This is a genomic window from Flavisolibacter ginsenosidimutans (assembly GCF_007970805.1).
GTDB classification, from domain to species: domain Bacteria; phylum Bacteroidota; class Bacteroidia; order Chitinophagales; family Chitinophagaceae; genus Flavisolibacter; species Flavisolibacter ginsenosidimutans.
In genome coordinates this window covers 4,777,223-4,795,784 of sequence record NZ_CP042433.1, presented here as the reverse complement: position 1 = coordinate 4,795,784, position 18,562 = coordinate 4,777,223, and the positions used below count along the sequence as shown (strand labels likewise).

Below are 18,562 nucleotides of genomic sequence, written 5' to 3'. Positions count from 1 at the left end.
TCATTTACTGCCATGAAACGAATCACGCTTCTCTGTTCATTCCTTCTCTCCTTCTGTTTTCTCTTTGCACAAAACGGTACCGAACCGGTAAAGCTCACCGACATGCTCAAGATAAAAACGGTCGGGAACATCGTTGCCAACAACGAAGGCACGATGGCCGCTTTTACAGTCACCAGCATTGAACCTGATGAAAAGAAAGAAGGCGACTACAAATACGTCACGCAGCTTTATAAAGTTGATTTAACATCAAACGCCGCTCCCGTTCAACTCACGTTTGCAAAAGAAAGTTCATCAGGCCCAGCTTGGAGTCCTGATGGAAAAACGCTTGCGTTTACAAGAGCCGTTGACGGCAAGCCACAGATTTTTTTATTGCCCATGAGCGGCGGCGAAGCCTACCAGCTTACTAAATTCTCTTACGGCGCTTCGTCGCCAAAATGGTCGCCTGATGGAAAGCAAATCTTCTTTGCATCGGGCATTGGCTTGAAAGATTATAGCAAAGATTCGGTACTCAATCCAGGCCGTTCACTCGTTTCGTGGCCATTCGAAAAACCCGGCTTAACCACGAAAGAAATTTACAGCATACCGAAAGGTAAAGGCAATCCCGATGGAAGCATCGCAGAAATAAGAAGCTATCTTCTGAACAACGAAGCCGACGGCAAAGCAACGGTTTTAACGAAGCTGAATTTCCAGGACGAGATGAACGTTTCCAGCAATGTTTCGTTCAACCAGTTTTTTGTTGTGGATGCAAATGGCACGTCAACACCAAAGCTTATTACACACGGCTTTTACCGTTGGGGCAGCGTTGAGCCTACACCCGATGGAAAAAAGTTGTTGATTACCGCTGATGTTGATTCGCTTGAATCTCCCGACCGTTCCCTAGAAAGCGAAATCTATTTGGCGGATGCAGATGGCGGCAATCTTCGCCTGTTATTGAGCAAAAAAGGAGTTGTTTACGGCAACGCCAAAGTTTCGCCGTCGGGGAAATGGTTGGCGTACACATACGGCAGTCCCGCAATTAACGACGTTGCAGCACTTGCCGTCATGCCGTTGAACGGTTCGGAGAAAGATGCAATCACGATTCCGTTTGACAGAAGCAAATCATCGCTCACCTGGAGCAAGGACGAAACGTTTCTCTACTTCACCGCGCAAAGCGACGGCGGCGTACCGCTGTATCGTTTAAAGCTTGCCACGAAAAAGATTGAACCGCTTTCTGATTTTAATTCCGGTGTGAATTCCTTTGCTTTAGGAAAAAACAAAATCGTCTTTTCAAAAACAGAACTGATTGACCCCTCCGGTTTGTATAGCGCTGATTTAAGCATGGCGAACGTGACCAAACTTTCTTCTTTCAACGATTGGGTGAAAACAAAAAAACTTTCATTGCCCGAGAAGCACACCTTCGTTGACAACAAAGGCCTCACGGTTGAATACTGGGTGATGAAACCAGCGGCCTACGAAGCCGGTAAAAAATATCCCTTGCTGTTAGAAATTCACGGCGGGCCAACGGCCATGTGGGGACCGGGCGAAGCCAGCATGTGGCACGAGTTTCAATACTTCTGCGGCAAAGGCTACGGCGTGGTGTACAGCAACCCGCGTGGCTCCGGCGGTTATGGTGATGCCTTCTTAAAAGCCAACACCGCCGATTGGGGCGCAGGGCCAACATCGGATGTATTAACGGCACTTGATAAAACGGTTGCGGAAGGCTGGGCCGATACGTCGAAGCTATTGGTCACGGGTGGTTCGTATGCGGGCTACCTCGTTGCCTGGATCATTTCGCACGACCATCGCTTTAAGGCCGCCTGCTCGCAGCGCGGCGTTTACGATCTCGCCACGTTCTTTGGCGAAGGCAATGCCTGGCGGTTGGTGCCGAGTTATTTTGGCGGCTATCCCTGGGAACCGAAAGTGAAGGAGTTGCTGCAACACGAATCGCCCATTAATTACGTGCAAAACATAAGCACGCCTTACATCATCTTTCACGGCGACAACGACCGCCGCACGGGCTTTGTACAAGGCGAAATGATGTACCGCAGCTTAAAGGTGTTGAACCGCCCCGTTGAATACGTGCGCCATCCCGGCGCCACGCACGAACTCACCCGCAGCGGCGACAACCGCCAGCGCATGGACCAAATGCTGCGGACGTATGAATTCTTTGAGCGGTGGATACATTGAAATGATTTTTATGGACTAAGCTGTAGTGCTACCATTGGACGTCTGTTGCGTCGCACTCTTGTGCGTTTTGCTCGCTATGCAGCAAAAGAAGCGGATACAAATTTGGCTTGATAATCAGCGGAAAGTTGTAGGAGGAGTAGCGTATATTAGCGTGTTGTAGGCAATTCGACAAACATCCTCAAGATGAAGTTTGCAATCAATCCATTTCTCAGGACAATTCTTATTGTTGCGGCTTGGTTCCCTTGTATTCGCCAACTTTATCTTGACTTTAATCATAGCCACTTCTTTGATATTGCCTTTCCAGCGCTTGTGCTGTTAGCAAGTATTATTTCCTTTCTCTCGTTTCTTGTTGACTATGTTCGTTACAAGACAGACAAGAAGCCGGTTTCCTTCGCTCCCACTACAATATCGCTGCTTGGCATCGCTGCCTTAATTGTAACAAACCACCATCTAAAACAACAAGACAAGACCCCGACTGTTTTCTATGCTTACAAATCTTACGAATGGCTTAATAGCATATCAATTGACTTTCGGGAGAACGGAACCTATAAATGTGAAGAAAGCATTTTTATGGGTGACAGATACTTTACCCGTGGACGTTACTTAATCAAAGACAACATCATCTACCTTGACAAATCAAATTTTTATGACCTAGTGAAAACCGATAAGTTGCTAATGAAGACAATTCCTAAAAATGTGAAAGTGAAAAAAAGTAATCTTTTGACCTTACTGTTTGGTCCATCCAGACCAGACACTTTACCGGAGACATATCTTTTTCAACTTGACCATAGAGGCGACACAATACCTTCAGCAATCGTTCTTCGGCTGGACAATGACATAAGCGGCTATCATAACTGAACTGCCTACAACATCGGTTTGCCGCAATGCGGGCTTTGGAACAAGAATTGAGCAATAGTAATTCTATTGAACTTTAGTAATAAATTTAAACTGACGTATTTCGGAACCCCGCACTGGCGGCAAGCCGGTAGACGTTGTGCGTCATTGCAAGCATCAAACATTTTAAAAAACTTTCTTAGACTTTGACTACTGAAAAAGACAAGTTTAATCTTGACAAATTGATTTGGACACATGCCGATTATGAACTAATGGGTTGGCATGGCTGTAGGATTTATGGATTAACTTTTTTACCTCAAAAGGAACTTGGAACAACTCATTTAGTTTTTGACATTGACTATATATTCAAATGGGTTGACCCATTAAAACCCGACCAACCATTTGCATTTTGGGTTTCACCATGTACTTTGATATTTAAAGAGACGTTTGCCTTGACTCTTAATATTGACCAAAGAGGAGGCCTGACAGATTTACTTCAAATTGCTGACCTTTTCCTTGTTGACAGGACAGAGCAAGAATTAAACAAATTAATTTTCGAATGGAATATCGATTTACAAGAAGGCTTTATAAATTTTAAATCATCAGGATTTGAACAATTCGTAAGACAGAAACCAATTTTTACATCTAACCAAATTTTGACACTAGATGAGAGAAATGGTATTAGCTTTAGCCAAACACCATATACAACCTGACAGTTCCGGACGCACAACAAATGGTTTTATGCAAGTGGGCCGGACGGAACATGTCTTTCAGCAGCCATACCATTCCTCGGCATCTGTCCGAGATGACAGGTTTCGCATCAGCAGTCTACATAATTTTGACGCTAACATTATTAATCGGCACTTGAAGCCAGGCAGAATAGCTATAAATTACCCACCTGCATAAAGCCTTTATCGTTATGCGCCATTTAACAACCGCCGTTTTAGGCTTGAAAAACGTAGATTTGTGACCTATGGACAGGACTTCCGAACTTAATGAATATTTGACTTCGCCAACTCGCCTTCCCCTATTTGTAACTGGCGACAATTTAGAAGTTTTAAGCCAGCTACCAGACAATACGATTGATTGCATAATTACAAGTCCCCCCTATTGGGGGCAGCGGGACTACGCTAACGGCGGCATTGGTTTGGAGGATAAGCCAAGCCTTTTTATTGAGAACATGCTCCAACTTACAAAAGAGTTAAGGCGCATACTAAAGCCGACCGGCTCATTTTGGCTCAATCTAGGTGATACTTACGACAACAAGTGCTTGCAGGGCATTCCCTGGCGGGTTGCCATTGCAATGACAGACAAGCAAAACTGGACGTTACGTAATAGTGTGATTTGGAATAAACACAAGGGAGGGTTGAACAGTAGCAACGACAGGCTCCGCAATGTTCATGAAAATGTTTTTCATTTCGTCAAAAATGCAAAAGGCTATTACTATGACGCAGCTGCCATTAGAACAAAACCGAGAGAAGCAATTGTAAAAAATGGCGCTGTTGTATCTGCAACGGGAGTAAGCGGTGTTCGTTATAAGAGGCAAATAGAGCTTTCAACCTCACTATCCGAAGAAGAAAAGCAATCCGCTTTTACAGAACTTAATAATGTTCTTTCTAAGGTAAACAAAGGCGAAGTTTCTGATTTCAGGATGATTATTCGTAACCAGCAACGTACTACCCATTCTGACGCTGCTACTGTTTCAGGTAGGGCGAAGGAATTGCGGGACAAAGGTTTTTACTTCCTTGTTTATCATCCCGACGGCACTTTACCCAGCGATGTTTGGGATATTCTTCCAGAGGACACACAGAAACGAGAAAAGCACTTTGCGCCTTTTCCTGAAGACCTTTGCAGAATTCCGATTTTAGCAACTTGCCCTACTGATGGAATTGTTTTAGACCCGTTTTGTGGAACCGGAACGGCTAACAAAGTAGCACTAAGCTATGAGCGAAAGTCCATAGGGGTAGACATTTCACAAGAGTATATCGATTTAGCACATAAAAGAATTGGCATTAATGGCTACAACTTTGCTTTCTGAATTATTTACCGTTCCTACAGACGCCGAAGCGCAAAACTGGAAAGCAATTGTTGCCAAACAGCACTGTTCTTTCTTGGGAAGAAAATGCTTGAAGGTTCGGAAAAGTGAACCGGAAATTTCTATTGGTACATGCACCGTAAAGTATGGACGTGAGCAAGGCGATGTAATAATTTGCCCATACCGTTTGGTTGAGAGGCGAAAGATTTTTCTGGATTGCATTCACCTTTTGACATTACATGAACCCGGAAATGATTTGCATGTGGTGCCAGAATTATCAATTCCAGGGGGCACGATTGATTACTTCTTAGCGTCAGTCAGAAATGGTATTGTAATTGACTTTGTTGGCATTGAACTGCAAACTTTGGATACCACTGGTACTGTATGGCCAGAACGCCAAAGATTTTTGCAAGCACACGGGGTGAAGGTGAACCCAAAAGATACTGCATCAACAAAAACGTTTGGAATGAACTGGAAAATGACAGCTAAGACTATACTTGTCCAGCTTCACCACAAAATCAAAACATTTGAACATTTAAATAAGCATCTTGTTCTCGTTGTCCAGAACCATCTGCTTACATACATGCAAAGTGCTTTTGCGTTTGACCATATTTCAAAGACGGCGAGACTTGGTGACCCTATGCACTTTCATTCCTACTTATTGGAACATTCTGAACGGCAATACCAACTGAAGCTTGCGGAGCGTTTGAGCACCGACAGCGCAGGAATAGCAACTTGCATTGGACTACAGGCAGAAGCGAAAATTGAAATGGAAATTATTGTCAAGGCAATACAAGCAAAAATTAGCGACAGGACACTTTTATCAATCTAGCACGTCGACCAAAACGGCACACAACAGCAGTTTTCTGCTATGCCGGCTGACACCACGTAGCATCAGCAATTGTACATTATTCGGTAACTGTTCCGGCTCGATATCCAACAATCAACTTTAGTTTTTATCTTCAATATCAGCAACACTAATCAGCAGCAGTTCCGGCCAGACGAATGTAAAATCCCGGCACAGCAGAAAGCCGTCCAACGTTAGGCGCAAGAATTTTCCTAAAAAAGCATTGTCGCAAGTCAGATATATAAAATTACTTTGGCCTTGGCTATCTGTAGTCTTCTTCCAATCTAAAGATGCTGGCCTGAGTCTGTGACTCAGGCCCGGAAAATATTCCTTGAAAACTTCAATTCAAACTATCAAAAAATTAAACCAATAACGGTTGCCATCTTTGTCAACGTTTATGAACTTACCCGAAACCTTCAAACAAATTTTCGAGCCCGGACTGCTTCAGGAAATTGAAGCAAAAGCAAAGCCCGTATCGGTAAAAGAAGGCACGGTCATTCTCGACATAGGGCAAACCGTAAGAACCATTCCGTTGCTGGCAAAAGGCACGCTTAAAATATCGCGGCTCGATGACGGCGGCAAAGAGTTGCTGCTTTATTACGTGCACGCAAACGAAGGCTGCGCCATGACCTTTACCTGCTGCATGGAGCCGCTTCCGAGCGAAATAAAAGCAACGGCCGAAACGGACGTTGAACTGCTGGCGGTTCCCGTTTCGGTGATGGACGCCTGGCTGGTAAAATACCCCTCGTGGAAAAGTTTTGTGCTGCGCACCGTGCGCAACCGCTTTACCGAATTGCTGAACGCCGTGGACCAACTGGCCTTTCAAAAGCTGGACGAAAGGCTTGTGAATTACCTCAAGGAAAAATCAAAAGCCACGGGTTCAACCCTCATCAATCTTTCGCACGAAGAGATTGCCGCCGAAATGGCCTCTTCACGGGAAGTGATCTCCCGACTTCTTAAAAAATTGGAGAACGACAAAAAACTCCTTCTTTACCGCAACCAGATAAAGCTGTTGAAAGATTTTTAAGGCCGCTTAATCTTCCCGTTCATTTGTGACCAAAGTCACCGACGGCGTCGTGTTGATTTCTGAGCTTTGTGTTCTCAAACAATCACACAAAACAGTTGTCAAATGAAGCACGAAATAGAAACACAATGGATGGGCAAGATGCAGTTTAACGCCCTTGTAAACGGCCACACCATCATCATGGACGCACCCGAACGGGTTGGCGGCGAAGACCAGGGCCCGATTCCGAAACCTTTTGTTCTAACGGCTCTCTCGGGCTGCACCGGCATGGACGTTATTGCCTTGCTGCGCAAAGAGGGAAAAGCCTTGCAGGACTTCAACCTGAAAGTTTCGGGTGAGATCAGCAAGCAACCACCGATCGAGTACACGTCGGCCAACATTGTTTACGAAATGAAAGGCGCTCCCGAAGATCAGCAGGCGGCTGTGGAAGCCGTGATGACCTCGCAGGAAAAAATTTGCGGCGTCAGTCACATGCTCAAAAAAATCATCCCCGTTACCTGGCAAATTGTTTACAACGGCATTGAAGTGTTTAACAACCAACCGCAGCTAACGGCTTCGTTAAACTAATTCTGTTTTCAACAAAAAAAAATTTACGTCATGATACAGTTATTCAAAAATTTATTTCAGAAAGAACCGCAGGTGAGTTTGAAAGAACTGGCGCAACAAGGCGCTCAAATTGTTGACGTGCGAACGAGGGAAGAGTTCCGGGGCGGGCATCTCCAAGGTGCGGTCAACATACCGCTGGACGAACTTTCGTCAAAGCTTTCCAGCCTTGACAAATCGAAGCCTGTGATCACTTGCTGTGCATCGGGCATGCGCAGCGCCACGGCAAAAAGCATGTTAAAGTCGAAGGGCTTCACGAACGTTCACAACGGCGGCGGATGGAGTGGTTTGCAACATAAACTTTCCTGAAAAGAAGCGATTGTACAAGCCTTCAATCCGTAGCAGGATTCAAACATAAATCCACGGGCCTGCGTTTGCTGCGCAGGCCCTCAAAATCAAATCCGTTTCTTCAATTTATTTTTATCTGCCCGGTTCTCTAATAAAAATTTTCTCCGTTTGCAGTCCTTCTTTTTCTTTGTTCATAATTGCTCATGAAAAAAAATTTCGGACTGCTTTTTATCCTCCCATTCTTTGCTGCGGCACAGGAGAATTACGAGATACAGGTTTACGGTTCGCAAACGCAGCAGCCGGGCAGCACCATCTTTGAGCTGCATTCAAACTTCACCTTCAACGGCGAAAGAGAAATCATCAAAGGCGTGCGGCCCTCGCATCATGCGCTGCACGAAACGGTTGAAATCACCCACGGCATTTCGCAAAACTTTGAATTGGGCTTTTATCTTTTTACCAATTACACGGCCAAATACGGTTACAGCGTTGTGGGTACGCACATTCGTCCGCGTGTAACGGCGCCGGCAAGCTGGCGGTGGCCCGTTGGCGTGAGCCTTTCGGCAGAAGTTGGCTATCAACGTCCGCAATACGCCGGCGAAACCTGGAGTCTCGAACTGCGTCCCATCGTTGACAAGCAATGGAACAATTTCTACTTGTCGTTTAATCCTACGTTCGGCCTTGCCATTGCCAGTGCCGACAACAATCACGTTCCTGTTTTTGAACCCAACGTGAAAGCCGCTTACAACCTCTTTCGCAACTTTAGCTTGGGCGTGGAATACTACGGTGAGATGGGCGCCGTCAATGCCTTTGAAACGCTGGCCGCACAAAACCATGCCGTGTTTCTTGCCGCCGACATGCTGAACAATCCCGCATGGGAACTCAATGCCGGCGCAGGCTTTGGCCTTACACCCGCAACCGACGGTTTTATTTTTAAAGTACTGGTGGGCCGGCGAATTTTTTGGAAGCATCGCCAGAAGAACTAAAGCAGCAGAAAGAACAGGCAACGTGTTTGACGAATAAACTCATCTGCCTGACTACGCAACATCACCATGGTTTTTACTTATTTCTTTCTAAGCAGTTTGTCTTTATCAACCAAATAAAACACCTATCTAAGACAAATTCATTCTCCTTCTATTGCAAGGGAGCAAGCGGACGTATACTTTGGCGGCGGTAATTCCCTTCGGGTAAATTATTCCTCCCCTTTCCCAGGTTTCCAAAAGTCTTTAAATCCAGCATTTTTAAACATTACCTATGAAAAACAAAATTCTTTTTTGTGCCTCCTTTCTTATGCTTGCCTCTTTCGCTTTTGCCCAGGTAAAAGTGGGCGACAATCCAGGCACCATCAACACCAATTCACTCCTGGAACTCGAAAGCACCAACAAGGGCTTGCTGGCGCCAAGAGTAGCGCTGAGCGATGTAAATTCCGCCTCGCCACTTACAGCGCCTGTGCCTGCTGGCATGCTCGTGTATAGCAGCGGCGGCACTATTGCCGACGGATTTTATTTTTGGAGCGGTGCAAAATGGCTGGCCGTTCAATCTTCTGCCAACGCACGTTCGAGCTACGTGTTGGTAAAGTCCGCAGCCGATCTTCCGGCAGCAGTTGGCGGCGTTATTACACTGGCCCCCGGCACGACTTACGAAGTAAACGGGACCATTGTTTTAAGCAATAAAATAAATTTAAACGGCTGTTATCTGGTGGGCATGGATGCCAACAACGACAAACTTGTTTATACGGGCAGCGGCGAATTGTTTACCGGTACAAAAGGCGGCACCGTGAAAACTCTCACGCTGGTTGCAAGCACCGCCGGATCGAAGCTGTTTAACCTGAACCTGGCTTCTACAGAAAATCTTTTGCTGCGGGATGCGATTGTTGCCAATTGCGCCGAAGTTGGCTTGGTTAAAGGAGGCAATATTGTTTTCTTTAGCGTGGTGGATTATGCAAGCAACACAACGGGCATTACCTTTCAGGATAACACAACCTTGTTGCTCGACAACACCGCCTGGTTTTCGACCAACAACGGCACGTTTGAAAAATTGGTTGGCACCTTTTCGCTGATTGAAAAACTTGGTGGCTTCAGCCAGTCAATGGGGAGCGCAGCAGCGCTGGATGTTTCGGGCATTACCAGCATTACCCAGGCTGGCAATTTAAAGAACACGGCTTTCGTTGGTACGGGCACGCGGGTAGTGGGAACGTTTTCAAACCAATGGGAAGTAGAAGGCGCTGGCATCAATACGGAAAAAGATGCGACGGCCACGGGAAGCCTTTATCTTTCTGCGTCCGCTACGACCAATATTCTAACCATGAACACCCCGGTAAAGATGGCGGGTACAACCACCGCCGCGGAACTTGTTCGCTTTACCTCACCGGTAAGCAACCGCCTTGTGTACAACGGTACAAAAACAAGAACCTTTCTGATTACGGCTGCGCTTTCGGCCACCGGCACAAGCGGCACTTATCTCTACTCTTTTTATATCTACAAGAACGGAACGCAGGTTGCGGCATCAAGACAGAAAACAAAAGTGTATTCGTCTTCCGGCGACGTGCAAGCCGTGCCTATTGTTTGCACCGTTACGCTGGCTCCGGGCGACTATGTTGAACTGTGGGCGGAAGACAACGAGTCTGCTGTTGACGTTTCGATTCTGAACATGACCATGACCGTGAAATAATTTTCATCACTTTCAAATCAACAAGCGATGAAAACAAAATTTCTACAGGCCGTTCTTATCATGGCCAGTCTTCACGGGGCAGCACAAAAAGCGGCAACCGTTTTTGGCAACGTACAGATTTATCCAGGTGCGTCGGTAACTGCGGTGGGTGATTTTTCCATCACCTCAACCGGCAATTTTATTAACAACGGAACGCTTTATGCAAAAGCCAATGTGAACAACAGCCAGGCGTCAATGACTGCGGGCACGGGCACGCTGTACTTAAACGGAACAACCCAACAGACTGTTGGCGGCACAGCCGCTTTTAAAACGGCCAATTTAACCACCGCAAACGCCGCCGGTGTTTTGTTGAACACAGACCTGAGTGTAAGCGGCATGCATACGTTTAGCAGCGGACAAATTTTTACGGCTGCGGCGCCTACCTATTTAATTTATGAAAGCGGCTCCTCGTACAGTGGCGATAACGATGCGGCACACGTAGTTGGCTGGGTAAAGAAAAACGGCAGTTCGAGTTTTGCTTTTCCTGTTGGAAACACGACAGTGGAAAGAACGATTCAACTTTCAAGTCTGTCGGCCGCTAGTTCCTTTGCCGTAAACTATTTCCGAACAACGCCCAATCGTTTTCAATTGGCATCCGGTTTCGTTCAAGTTGATTCAAGCGAATACTGGCAGGTGAACGAAATTTCCGGCGGAACGGCAACCGTAACCTTAAACTGGAACAACAACAAAGTACCTTTTTTTAACTGGAGCCTGGCGGACATAAGGGTAGCCGGCTACAACGGCGCAAACTGGATACCGCAAGGTGGAACCGCAACCGGCAATACCGCAACAACCGGCACCATTTCATCAAGTCAGTTGTCATCGTTCAACCTTTTTACGTTTGGCGCTACCTCTTATGTATTGCCACTGCGGCTGTTAAGTTTTACCGCAAAACGCGGTCAGAACGATGTAGGAATTTCGTGGAAAGTAGCAGATGAAAAAGACGTTGCGTATTACGCGGTTGAACGCAGCGACAACGGCTTTAATTTTTATCCGCTCACGCAATTGTTTGCACACAACTCAGGCAATGTTGAAGGATATACTTGCACCGACTACGCAGCCATAACGACGGCAGCCTATTACCGGCTGAAATGGACAAACACAAACGGCACGGCAGCTTATTCTTCCGTGGTAAAAGTTGATGGGGCAATCGAAAACAACGCCCTGGCCTTGCAGTTCAATCCTGTTAAAGACAGGCTTGTTCTTTTGGCTTCGCCACAGTTGAAAGGATTGTTCCAGTTCCGCATCTTTTCGGCAACTGCGCAACTGGTGCAAACAGGCCGCGTAACGATCGAAGGTGGCGGCAGATACGAACTCCCGCTTACGGGTACAATGCCTCCCGGCAATTACACGATAAACATAAGCGATGCTTCGCAAAGCTTTACACTAAAGTTTGTTGTCCGCTAACCAAAGCGGCTTCAAATAAACAAACCCTTTTGTTGAAAGTCCTTCGAGACGGTTCAACAAAAGGGTTTCTCTTTTCGGAGACGAATGCACCTGGTAAGCGGACGTTTATTTTTTCAACAACGTCACGCCTTCGTTGGCGATGCAGGTAGCCATGCGTTGAAACAATACTTTTTGTTCTTCGGTCAGGGTAACCAATGTTTCCTTTCCGCCGTTGCCGGTCAGTTTAATGGTGGCAATTTTCTTCGCCATCATTTTGCGCAGCCAGGAGTTGGGCGTTGGCGTGTTCTTAAACGTGAAGTGGAAGGCGCCTTCGCAATTGATAGAACCCGACTGGCGGAACGTGGCTTTGCTCCGTTCTCCTTCCCAAACCATAAAGGCTTCGGATTCCAGGTCAAAGCAAGTACCTTCTTTTTTTACCCAAATAAAAAAATCAATGTCGGTTGGCGTCGCATCCACTGAAATGGAAACCGGAACGGCGCCGCTGCCAAAAGACTTAAACCCCGTGGAAAGTTTTACCTCGTTGGTAAACGGATCTTTCGATTTTTTTAAACCACAAGTGTCTTGTTGGGCCAGCGAAAAAAGCGGCAGAAAGAAAAGAAGGCACAAAGCGTTTTTCATAAACAAGTATTGAGGTTTAAAAATAGTCACGCGGTCTTTTCTTGCGTTCATTCCTTTGTTAATTTCTTCTTTACCTTTAAAAGCTTTCAACCCATCAAATATGAAACGCTTTCTTTTTCTTGGCCTGAATCTTCTTCTTACTCTTTTTCTCTTCGCTCAAAACATCACGGCCTACAAAAAAATTTCCGTGATGATTCCCATGCGCGACGGCGTTAAACTCAACACCGTTATTCTGACGCCGATGCACAGCACGCAGGCCTTTCCGTTTTTGCTTACACGTACGCCCTACGGCGCGGGCATGAACGATGTAAAAGACGGCGACTCGGTAAACCTGTCTTACCGGAACAACATCGGCAGCATGGCCCGCGAAGGATACATCTTTGTTTACCAGGACATCCGCGGCAAGTACAAAAGCGAGGGCAAGATGCAAATTCATACGCCCATTATACACCTCAAACAACCCGGCACCGTTGACGAAAGCACCGATACCTGGGACACGATTGACTGGTTGATAAAAAACATAAAAGACAACAACGGCAAGGCCGGCATTTTCGGCATTTCTTATCCGGGCTGGTTGGCGCTTGTGGGTGCGATTGATCCGCATCCCGCGTTGAAAGCATCATCAGAACAAGCCTGCATGAGCGACCTTTTTTTGGGTGATGATTTTCACCACAACGGCGCTTTTCGGTTAAGCTATGGAATGGAATATTCTTACCAAATTGAACATGACCTGACGACCGATTCTGATTTTCCTTTCCCGCAATTTGATTTATACGACTGGTATCTGAAACTGGGTTCGTTAAAGAATGTGAACGACAAATATTTTCACGGCAGCATTCCTACCTGGAACACGTTTGTGCAACATCCAAGCTACGATGATTACTGGCAGAAAAACTCGCCGCTGAACTATGTGCGTTGGCCGGAAATTCCGCAACTGCACGTGGGCGGCTATTACGACCAGGAAGACTTGCAAGGCCCGCAACTGATGTACAAACACATGGAAGCGAAAGACAGCTTTCACCGCAATTATCTCGTGCTGGGTCCGTGGAATCACGGCGGCTGGTCCAGGGGCAGAGGCGACAGCCTCGGGAAGATTTCGTTCGGCAGTGCCACATCGCAATACTTCCAGGCCTTGCAAAAGCGCTGGTTCGATTACTGGCTCAAAGGCATCGGCAACGGCAAGTTTGACGAAGCCACGCTGTTTCAAACCGGCAGCAACGTTTGGAAAACATACGATAGCTGGCCGGTGAAAGGCGCAACGGTGCAAAAGCTTTACGCAGCCGCAAATAACAAAGCGTCCTTCTCTCCTTCCGCATCAAACGGCGCTGTTTCTTACATCAGCGATCCTGCGCACCCGGTACCTTACCGCCAACTTCCCATTGAAGCCACGTACGGCCCCGGCAGCCGCTGGCGTCCCTGGCAAGTAGAAGACCAGCGCTTTGTTTACACCCGTCCCGACGTTGTGCATTTTACGACGGACAGCTTAACCGAAGACTTAACCGTTACGGGCAATATTGTTGCGCATCTTTTTGCCAGCACTTCCGGCACCGACGCAGATTGGATTGTTAAGTTGATTGACGTTTACCCGGCGTTTGATAAAGGCAATCTAACCATGAGCCAGTATCAATTGCCCGTGGCGATGGAAGTTTTTCGCGGACGCTTTCGCAAAAGTTTTTCAAACCCATCGCCTCTTGTTCCAAACAAGGCAGAAGAATTTAGGCTTGATTTGCACGACATCAACCACGTATTTAAAAAAGGACACAAGCTGATGATACAAGTGCAAAGCACCTGGTTCCCCATTATTGACCGTAACCCGCAGAAATACGTGACCAATATTTTTGAAGCAAAGGACAGTGACTTCATCAAAGCCGAGCACAAGATTTATTACGGGCCAACGTACGGAACGTATGTTGAGTTGCCGGTAGTTAAGCAATAGGCAATTGACAATTGGCATTAAAGCAGCTTAAAACAATACGGCCCATCGTTCGATAGGCCGTATTGTTTTGTTTCTTCCTGTTGCAAATTGCCAATTGCTTATTGCTCTTCTCACACCAACTGCCGCTTGTAAAGTTGTATGGCGTTTTCGTAGCCAAGATAGATGGCATCACAAATGAGTGCATGGCCAATGCTGACTTCATCAAGCCAGGGGATGTTTTGCTTAAAATATTTCAGGTTGTGCAGGTCAAGATCATGACCGGCGTTTAAACCCAACCCGGCTTCTCTTGCTTTCTTCGCGGCCTCTACATAACCTACAATTATTTTTCCACGGTTGCCCAATGCGTATTGTTTTGCGTAAGATTCGGTGTACAATTCAATGCGGTCCGTACCGGTTAACGCCGCGCCTTCTACCATCGCCGTATCGGGATCAACAAAAATAGAAACGCGGATGCCGGCGCCCTTGAACACACCAATAATCTCACGTAAATATTGTTTGTGTTTGACGGTATCCCAACCGTGATCAGAAGTAATCTGTCCCAACTCGTCGGGAACCAACGTTACCTGGTGCGGCTTGGTTTCCAGAACAAGGTCAACAAACTTTTGCTCCCGCGGATTGCCTTCGATATTAAACTCCGTTTCGATGATGCGCTTAATGGCCCGCACGTCGTCGTAGCGGATGTGCCGTTCGTCGGGACGTGGATGAACCGTCACACCGTCGGCACCGAAGCGTTGGGCATCAATAGCCGCCTTAACCACATCGGGATTGTTGCCGCCACGGCTGTTGCGGAGTGTTGCAAACTTGTTGATGTTGACAGAAAGTTTTGTAGGCATGAATCAAAGTTATGCGTTGGCGTCAAACTTTTGGCGGCAACAAAAAAGCAACTCGCCGGGCTGCGAATTGCTTTGGTTTTCTTTTGCAAAAAGACAAAAGAGGATGCGGATTTTAAGCGGCAAGCTTAATGGTGGTTTACTTCAGCCTCGTGCCGGTGGCTGGTAAGGTTAGCCAATACGGTGTTGTAAATATTGCTGTTTGCATTTGATGAAAGAATGATGGTGCCGTTTGTGCGGCTTGCGTTCAGCAAGTCTGTTTCGCTAACGCCGTTGGTAAGCAAGGAAAGATCAATAGAATTAAGAGCCGAGTACGTGCTGCCCGCTGCAACGATTACATTGTCTTTCTCTGCTTTTAACTCAACCGGTTTGTCTATTTGGAAAGAAACAGGAATGCTGGTTGCGCCGCTGGTAAACATTCCGTTTAGCTGCAAGGCTTTTGCATTGCCGTTCGGGGCCAGCAAGGCTTTAAACTCTACTTCTTTATACGTACCCGCCGGAACGCTGATGTTGCCCAAAACCGATGCGGCTGCAAACAAATCAATTCGCTGTTGCACATTTTGTTTGAACTCCACTTCGCCGCCGCTGCCTTCGGCTTCAAACTTTAGCAGGTTAGCCGATGCCGTGCCCGACGTCCATTGTATTGAAGCGTTGGCGTCCGTACGGCCACCGGCTAACAGAATTATACCTGCAAGAGGCGACGAAGGATTAACGGTTTTAAGTTGATAAGCGAAAGAAGTTGCAGCCGTATTTTCAGAAGTGTTTTCTTTTTTGCAGCTAAAGAAAACCGGTGAGAAAAGAAGGGCGGTCAGGAGGTGCTTGCTTTTCATAAGTTGTAAAATTTTGTGTTTGCAAATAGGTGTTTGCAAAGCCTCAAAATGTAACCAAACTGCAAAAAGAATTTTGTATGACGGGCTTTGTTTTTCATGGTATCGCCGGTGGTGTTTATCCTGAACGTGTCGAAGGATCGCATACTTGTGGGTTCAGAACATTGTTTGTCTTTTCTTGAACCAGAAAGAAACTAAGTACACAAAAGATTCTCCGTACAACTTCGCTTTTTGGATTTCCGTTGTTTCAATTTGCCGAATAGCAAACAAAGCGTACAAGAGTGCGACGCAACGATGCTAAACAGTAGTAATGTAGCTTGGTTCATAAAAGAAAAAAGCTTCCGTACGGAAGCTTTTAATGCGTTGTAGCGCCCCATCTTCAAACCTCACCTCACAGGCTACAACAATGTGTTTTTAATTTATGCAAAGCTGTTTACCAGCACGTAGAAGCTTACGCCCCAAAACGTGAGAAACAGTAAAATCATAAAGACGGTTGAAAAGGTATGAAACGCTTCCGTCCGGTCTTCTGCTTTCAACAATCGCTGCAACACTTGTTTCATAAATTTATCTTTTGGTTCCGCGTTAATGAATGTGAATAGTGTGCCAGCTTTTATTTCTGAACGAAATTTACAGGGGCTGCGGTTTAAAACGTTCCGGTTGTGGAAGCACAGCAACAAAAGAGTGTGGAAGGATGAAACCACAACTGTTCGTGGGCCGTTTTGCGCCTTAGTTTTGCGCTGTGTATTCAAAACAAGAAGCCGCGCAACTGAAAAAAGAATTCTGGACAATCTTTGGGCAGTACATGACGCCGGTGCTCTCCGCCGAAGGCGAGAGACTTTCGTGGGTGAATTATAAAACCGGTGAAAAAAATATTTTCTTCCGGCTTCACGCCGACAATAAAAAAGCTGTCATCGCCATTGAGCTAACGCACAACGGCGCCGGTATTCAGCAACTTTATTTTGAACAGTTTCTGCAGCTAAAAAAACTTTTGGAAGATGCCGTAGGTGAAGAATGGATTTGGCAATTGCACACCATGGATGATTGCGGCAAAACCATTTCCCGCATTTATACCGAATTGCAAAGTGTTTCCATTTTTACAAGAGAAGACTGGCCAAAATTGATTTCATTTTTTAAGCCGCGCATTGTTGCGCTGGATGAATTCTGGAGCAACGTGAAGTATGCTTTTGAAGCCATGAGATGATGACAGCAACCGGCAATCGAGAATCGGCAATAAAACGGTTTTAAAAAACACAGCCTATCAAACGATAGGCTGTGTTTTTTTCTTGCATTACCCATTACCACTTTTCACAGCGTCGGCAGTTTCAAGCCCAACAAACCCACCGAACTTGCCATCAAGGCCTTGCCCAATGTTTTTTGTTTTTTCCTGTAAAGCGAATAGCCGATCACGACCAAAGCAGTTGCGGCTACAATCTTCACCAACGTGTAGCTGGGCGATTTGGGCGGAACATAGGTTGGGCCTTCGTCATTAAACAAAGCCGGTTCGCTCACGTACCTTCCGTGGTCGGGCATGCCCAGTTGCCAGAAGCGGCGGGCCAGTTTGTGCAGGGCTTGTCTCGCGTCTTGTCCGTACATGGCATGTCCATGACCGCTGACAATAACGTTTGGCTCCAAAGCTGCCAATTCTTTTACCGAACGCGCCGCTGCACCCCAGTCGGGTGTAAAATATTTAGGCGGTCCGCTCACCACTTTTTTCTGCGTCATTACCGAAAAGATAGACTCCTGCTTGGTTGTTACCACAGCATCGCCGGCTACCAATACACCATCGCTTTCGCGGAACAAACTGATGTGTCCCGGGGTATGCCCAGGCGTATGAAGCCAGTGCCAATCGGGAAGCGAAGGCACCGAGCCGTCTTCAGGCAATTCCCTCAGGTGTTCCTGGATGTCAATGGGACCGCTGGGGTAAACAAAGGCCATCGAAGCCATAACGCCACCACCAACAGTTGGGTCGGGTGGCGGGTAAGACGCTTTGCCAGTGAGATATGGCATTTCCATGTGATGACAATAAACCGGTACACGCCATTCATCGGCCAATTGTTGCAGCGCACCCCGGTGATCAAAATGGCCGTGTGTAAGAATAATTGCCTGAGGCTTGGCACCGGGCTCCATTACTTCAGCAATCATGTTTTTTATTTTGGCAACAGATGACTTTAACCCTGTATCCACCAGCACCCAGCCCGGCTGGGCCTGGCTCTCAATGATAAATACATTCACAAACACATCTTTCATGCGCCATACACCCGGCGCAACGGCATAAATGTTATTCACGATACAGCGCTCTTCCGTTGCGGAAACCTCTCTTCTATCAACTATTTTTTTATCCATATTGTGCCTTTGAGTAAAGGATGGGCACAAATAACATACCACGTGACCGCCTGCAGAAACTGCCTCCAAAAGTCTGCACAGCGCTTTTCAAATAAATC

18 protein-coding genes are annotated in these 18,562 nt (G+C 46.5%); 13 read left to right on the top strand and 5 right to left on the bottom strand.

Going from position 1 to position 18,562, the window contains the following annotated elements:
- Positions 1 to 12 precede the first annotated feature (12 nt).
- From FSB75_RS20380 to FSB75_RS20330, 11 genes are all read left to right on the top strand, one after another.
- Positions 13 to 2,166 (top strand): S9 family peptidase, encoded by a 2,154-nt coding sequence (locus FSB75_RS20380; protein WP_146791235.1) that lies wholly within the window; start codon positions 13 to 15, stop codon positions 2,164 to 2,166.
- Positions 2,167 to 2,349: 183 nt separating this feature from the next.
- Positions 2,350 to 3,024, top strand: a complete 675-nt coding sequence (locus tag FSB75_RS20375; RefSeq protein ID WP_146791233.1) for a hypothetical protein — start codon at positions 2,350 to 2,352, stop codon at positions 3,022 to 3,024.
- A 182-nt stretch (positions 3,025 to 3,206) separates the two neighbouring features.
- Entirely contained in the window at positions 3,207 to 3,713 is a 507-nt protein-coding gene (locus tag FSB75_RS20370; RefSeq protein WP_146791231.1) for a hypothetical protein, read from the top strand.
- A 260-nt stretch (positions 3,714 to 3,973) separates the two neighbouring features.
- Complete coding sequence (locus FSB75_RS20365; RefSeq protein WP_146791229.1) at positions 3,974 to 5,038, top strand: DNA-methyltransferase; 1,065 nt, start codon at positions 3,974 to 3,976, stop codon at positions 5,036 to 5,038.
- The gene (locus FSB75_RS20360) at positions 5,016 to 5,867 is read left to right on the top strand and encodes a NotI family restriction endonuclease (protein ID WP_146791227.1); all 852 of its coding nucleotides are present in this window, start codon (positions 5,016 to 5,018) and stop codon (positions 5,865 to 5,867) included. Before FSB75_RS20365 ends, FSB75_RS20360 begins: the two co-directional genes overlap by 23 nt.
- Positions 5,868 to 6,279: 412 nt before the next feature.
- Positions 6,280 to 6,909 carry a Crp/Fnr family transcriptional regulator gene (locus FSB75_RS20355; RefSeq protein ID WP_146791225.1) on the top strand — a complete coding sequence of 210 codons (630 nt, stop codon included), beginning with the start codon at positions 6,280 to 6,282 and terminating at the stop codon, positions 6,907 to 6,909.
- Between the two features lie 102 nt (positions 6,910 to 7,011).
- Positions 7,012 to 7,473, top strand: coding sequence for an OsmC family protein (locus FSB75_RS20350; protein ID WP_146791223.1), 462 nt, complete (start codon positions 7,012 to 7,014; stop codon positions 7,471 to 7,473).
- A 30-nt stretch (positions 7,474 to 7,503) separates the two neighbouring features.
- Complete coding sequence (locus FSB75_RS20345) at positions 7,504 to 7,818, top strand: rhodanese-like domain-containing protein (protein WP_146791220.1); 315 nt, start codon at positions 7,504 to 7,506, stop codon at positions 7,816 to 7,818.
- 182 nt (positions 7,819 to 8,000) lie between these two features.
- Entirely contained in the window at positions 8,001 to 8,780 is a 780-nt protein-coding gene (locus FSB75_RS20340) for a hypothetical protein (RefSeq protein ID WP_146791218.1), read from the top strand.
- A gap of 268 nt (positions 8,781 to 9,048) precedes the next feature.
- Positions 9,049 to 10,464, top strand: a complete 1,416-nt coding sequence (locus tag FSB75_RS20335) for a hypothetical protein (RefSeq protein ID WP_146791216.1) — start codon at positions 9,049 to 9,051, stop codon at positions 10,462 to 10,464.
- A 27-nt stretch (positions 10,465 to 10,491) separates the two neighbouring features.
- Positions 10,492 to 11,910, top strand: coding sequence for a T9SS type A sorting domain-containing protein (locus tag FSB75_RS20330; protein ID WP_146791214.1), 1,419 nt, complete (start codon positions 10,492 to 10,494; stop codon positions 11,908 to 11,910).
- Between the two features lie 105 nt (positions 11,911 to 12,015).
- On the opposite strand, the gene FSB75_RS20325 is transcribed toward FSB75_RS20330, so the two are convergent.
- A complete protein-coding gene (locus FSB75_RS20325; RefSeq protein WP_146791212.1) occupies positions 12,016 to 12,579 on the bottom strand; it encodes a hypothetical protein in 564 nt (187 codons plus the stop codon).
- Between the two features lie 49 nt (positions 12,580 to 12,628).
- On the opposite strand from FSB75_RS20325, the gene FSB75_RS20320 reads away from it, so the two are divergent.
- Positions 12,629 to 14,464, top strand: a complete 1,836-nt coding sequence (locus tag FSB75_RS20320) for a CocE/NonD family hydrolase (protein WP_146791210.1) — start codon at positions 12,629 to 12,631, stop codon at positions 14,462 to 14,464.
- A gap of 110 nt (positions 14,465 to 14,574) precedes the next feature.
- Here the strand turns inward: FSB75_RS20320 and FSB75_RS20315 are convergent, their stop codons facing one another.
- The 3 genes from FSB75_RS20315 to FSB75_RS21910 form a co-directional block, all read right to left on the bottom strand.
- On the bottom strand, positions 14,575 to 15,297 hold the full coding sequence (locus FSB75_RS20315) for a pyridoxine 5'-phosphate synthase (protein ID WP_146791208.1): 723 nt from the start codon (positions 15,295 to 15,297) through the stop codon (positions 14,575 to 14,577).
- 125 nt (positions 15,298 to 15,422) lie between these two features.
- On the bottom strand, positions 15,423 to 16,124 hold the full coding sequence (locus FSB75_RS20310) for a hypothetical protein (RefSeq protein ID WP_146791206.1): 702 nt from the start codon (positions 16,122 to 16,124) through the stop codon (positions 15,423 to 15,425).
- 416 nt (positions 16,125 to 16,540) lie between these two features.
- On the bottom strand, positions 16,541 to 16,681 hold the full coding sequence (locus FSB75_RS21910) for a hypothetical protein (RefSeq protein WP_172623242.1): 141 nt from the start codon (positions 16,679 to 16,681) through the stop codon (positions 16,541 to 16,543).
- 179 nt (positions 16,682 to 16,860) lie between these two features.
- Between FSB75_RS21910 and FSB75_RS20305 the strand changes: the two genes are divergently transcribed.
- On the top strand, positions 16,861 to 17,322 hold the full coding sequence (locus FSB75_RS20305) for a DUF4268 domain-containing protein (protein ID WP_146791204.1): 462 nt from the start codon (positions 16,861 to 16,863) through the stop codon (positions 17,320 to 17,322).
- 104 nt (positions 17,323 to 17,426) lie between these two features.
- Here the strand turns inward: FSB75_RS20305 and FSB75_RS20300 are convergent, their stop codons facing one another.
- Complete coding sequence (locus FSB75_RS20300) at positions 17,427 to 18,464, bottom strand: MBL fold metallo-hydrolase (protein ID WP_146791202.1); 1,038 nt, start codon at positions 18,462 to 18,464, stop codon at positions 17,427 to 17,429.
- Positions 18,465 to 18,562 lie beyond the last annotated feature (98 nt).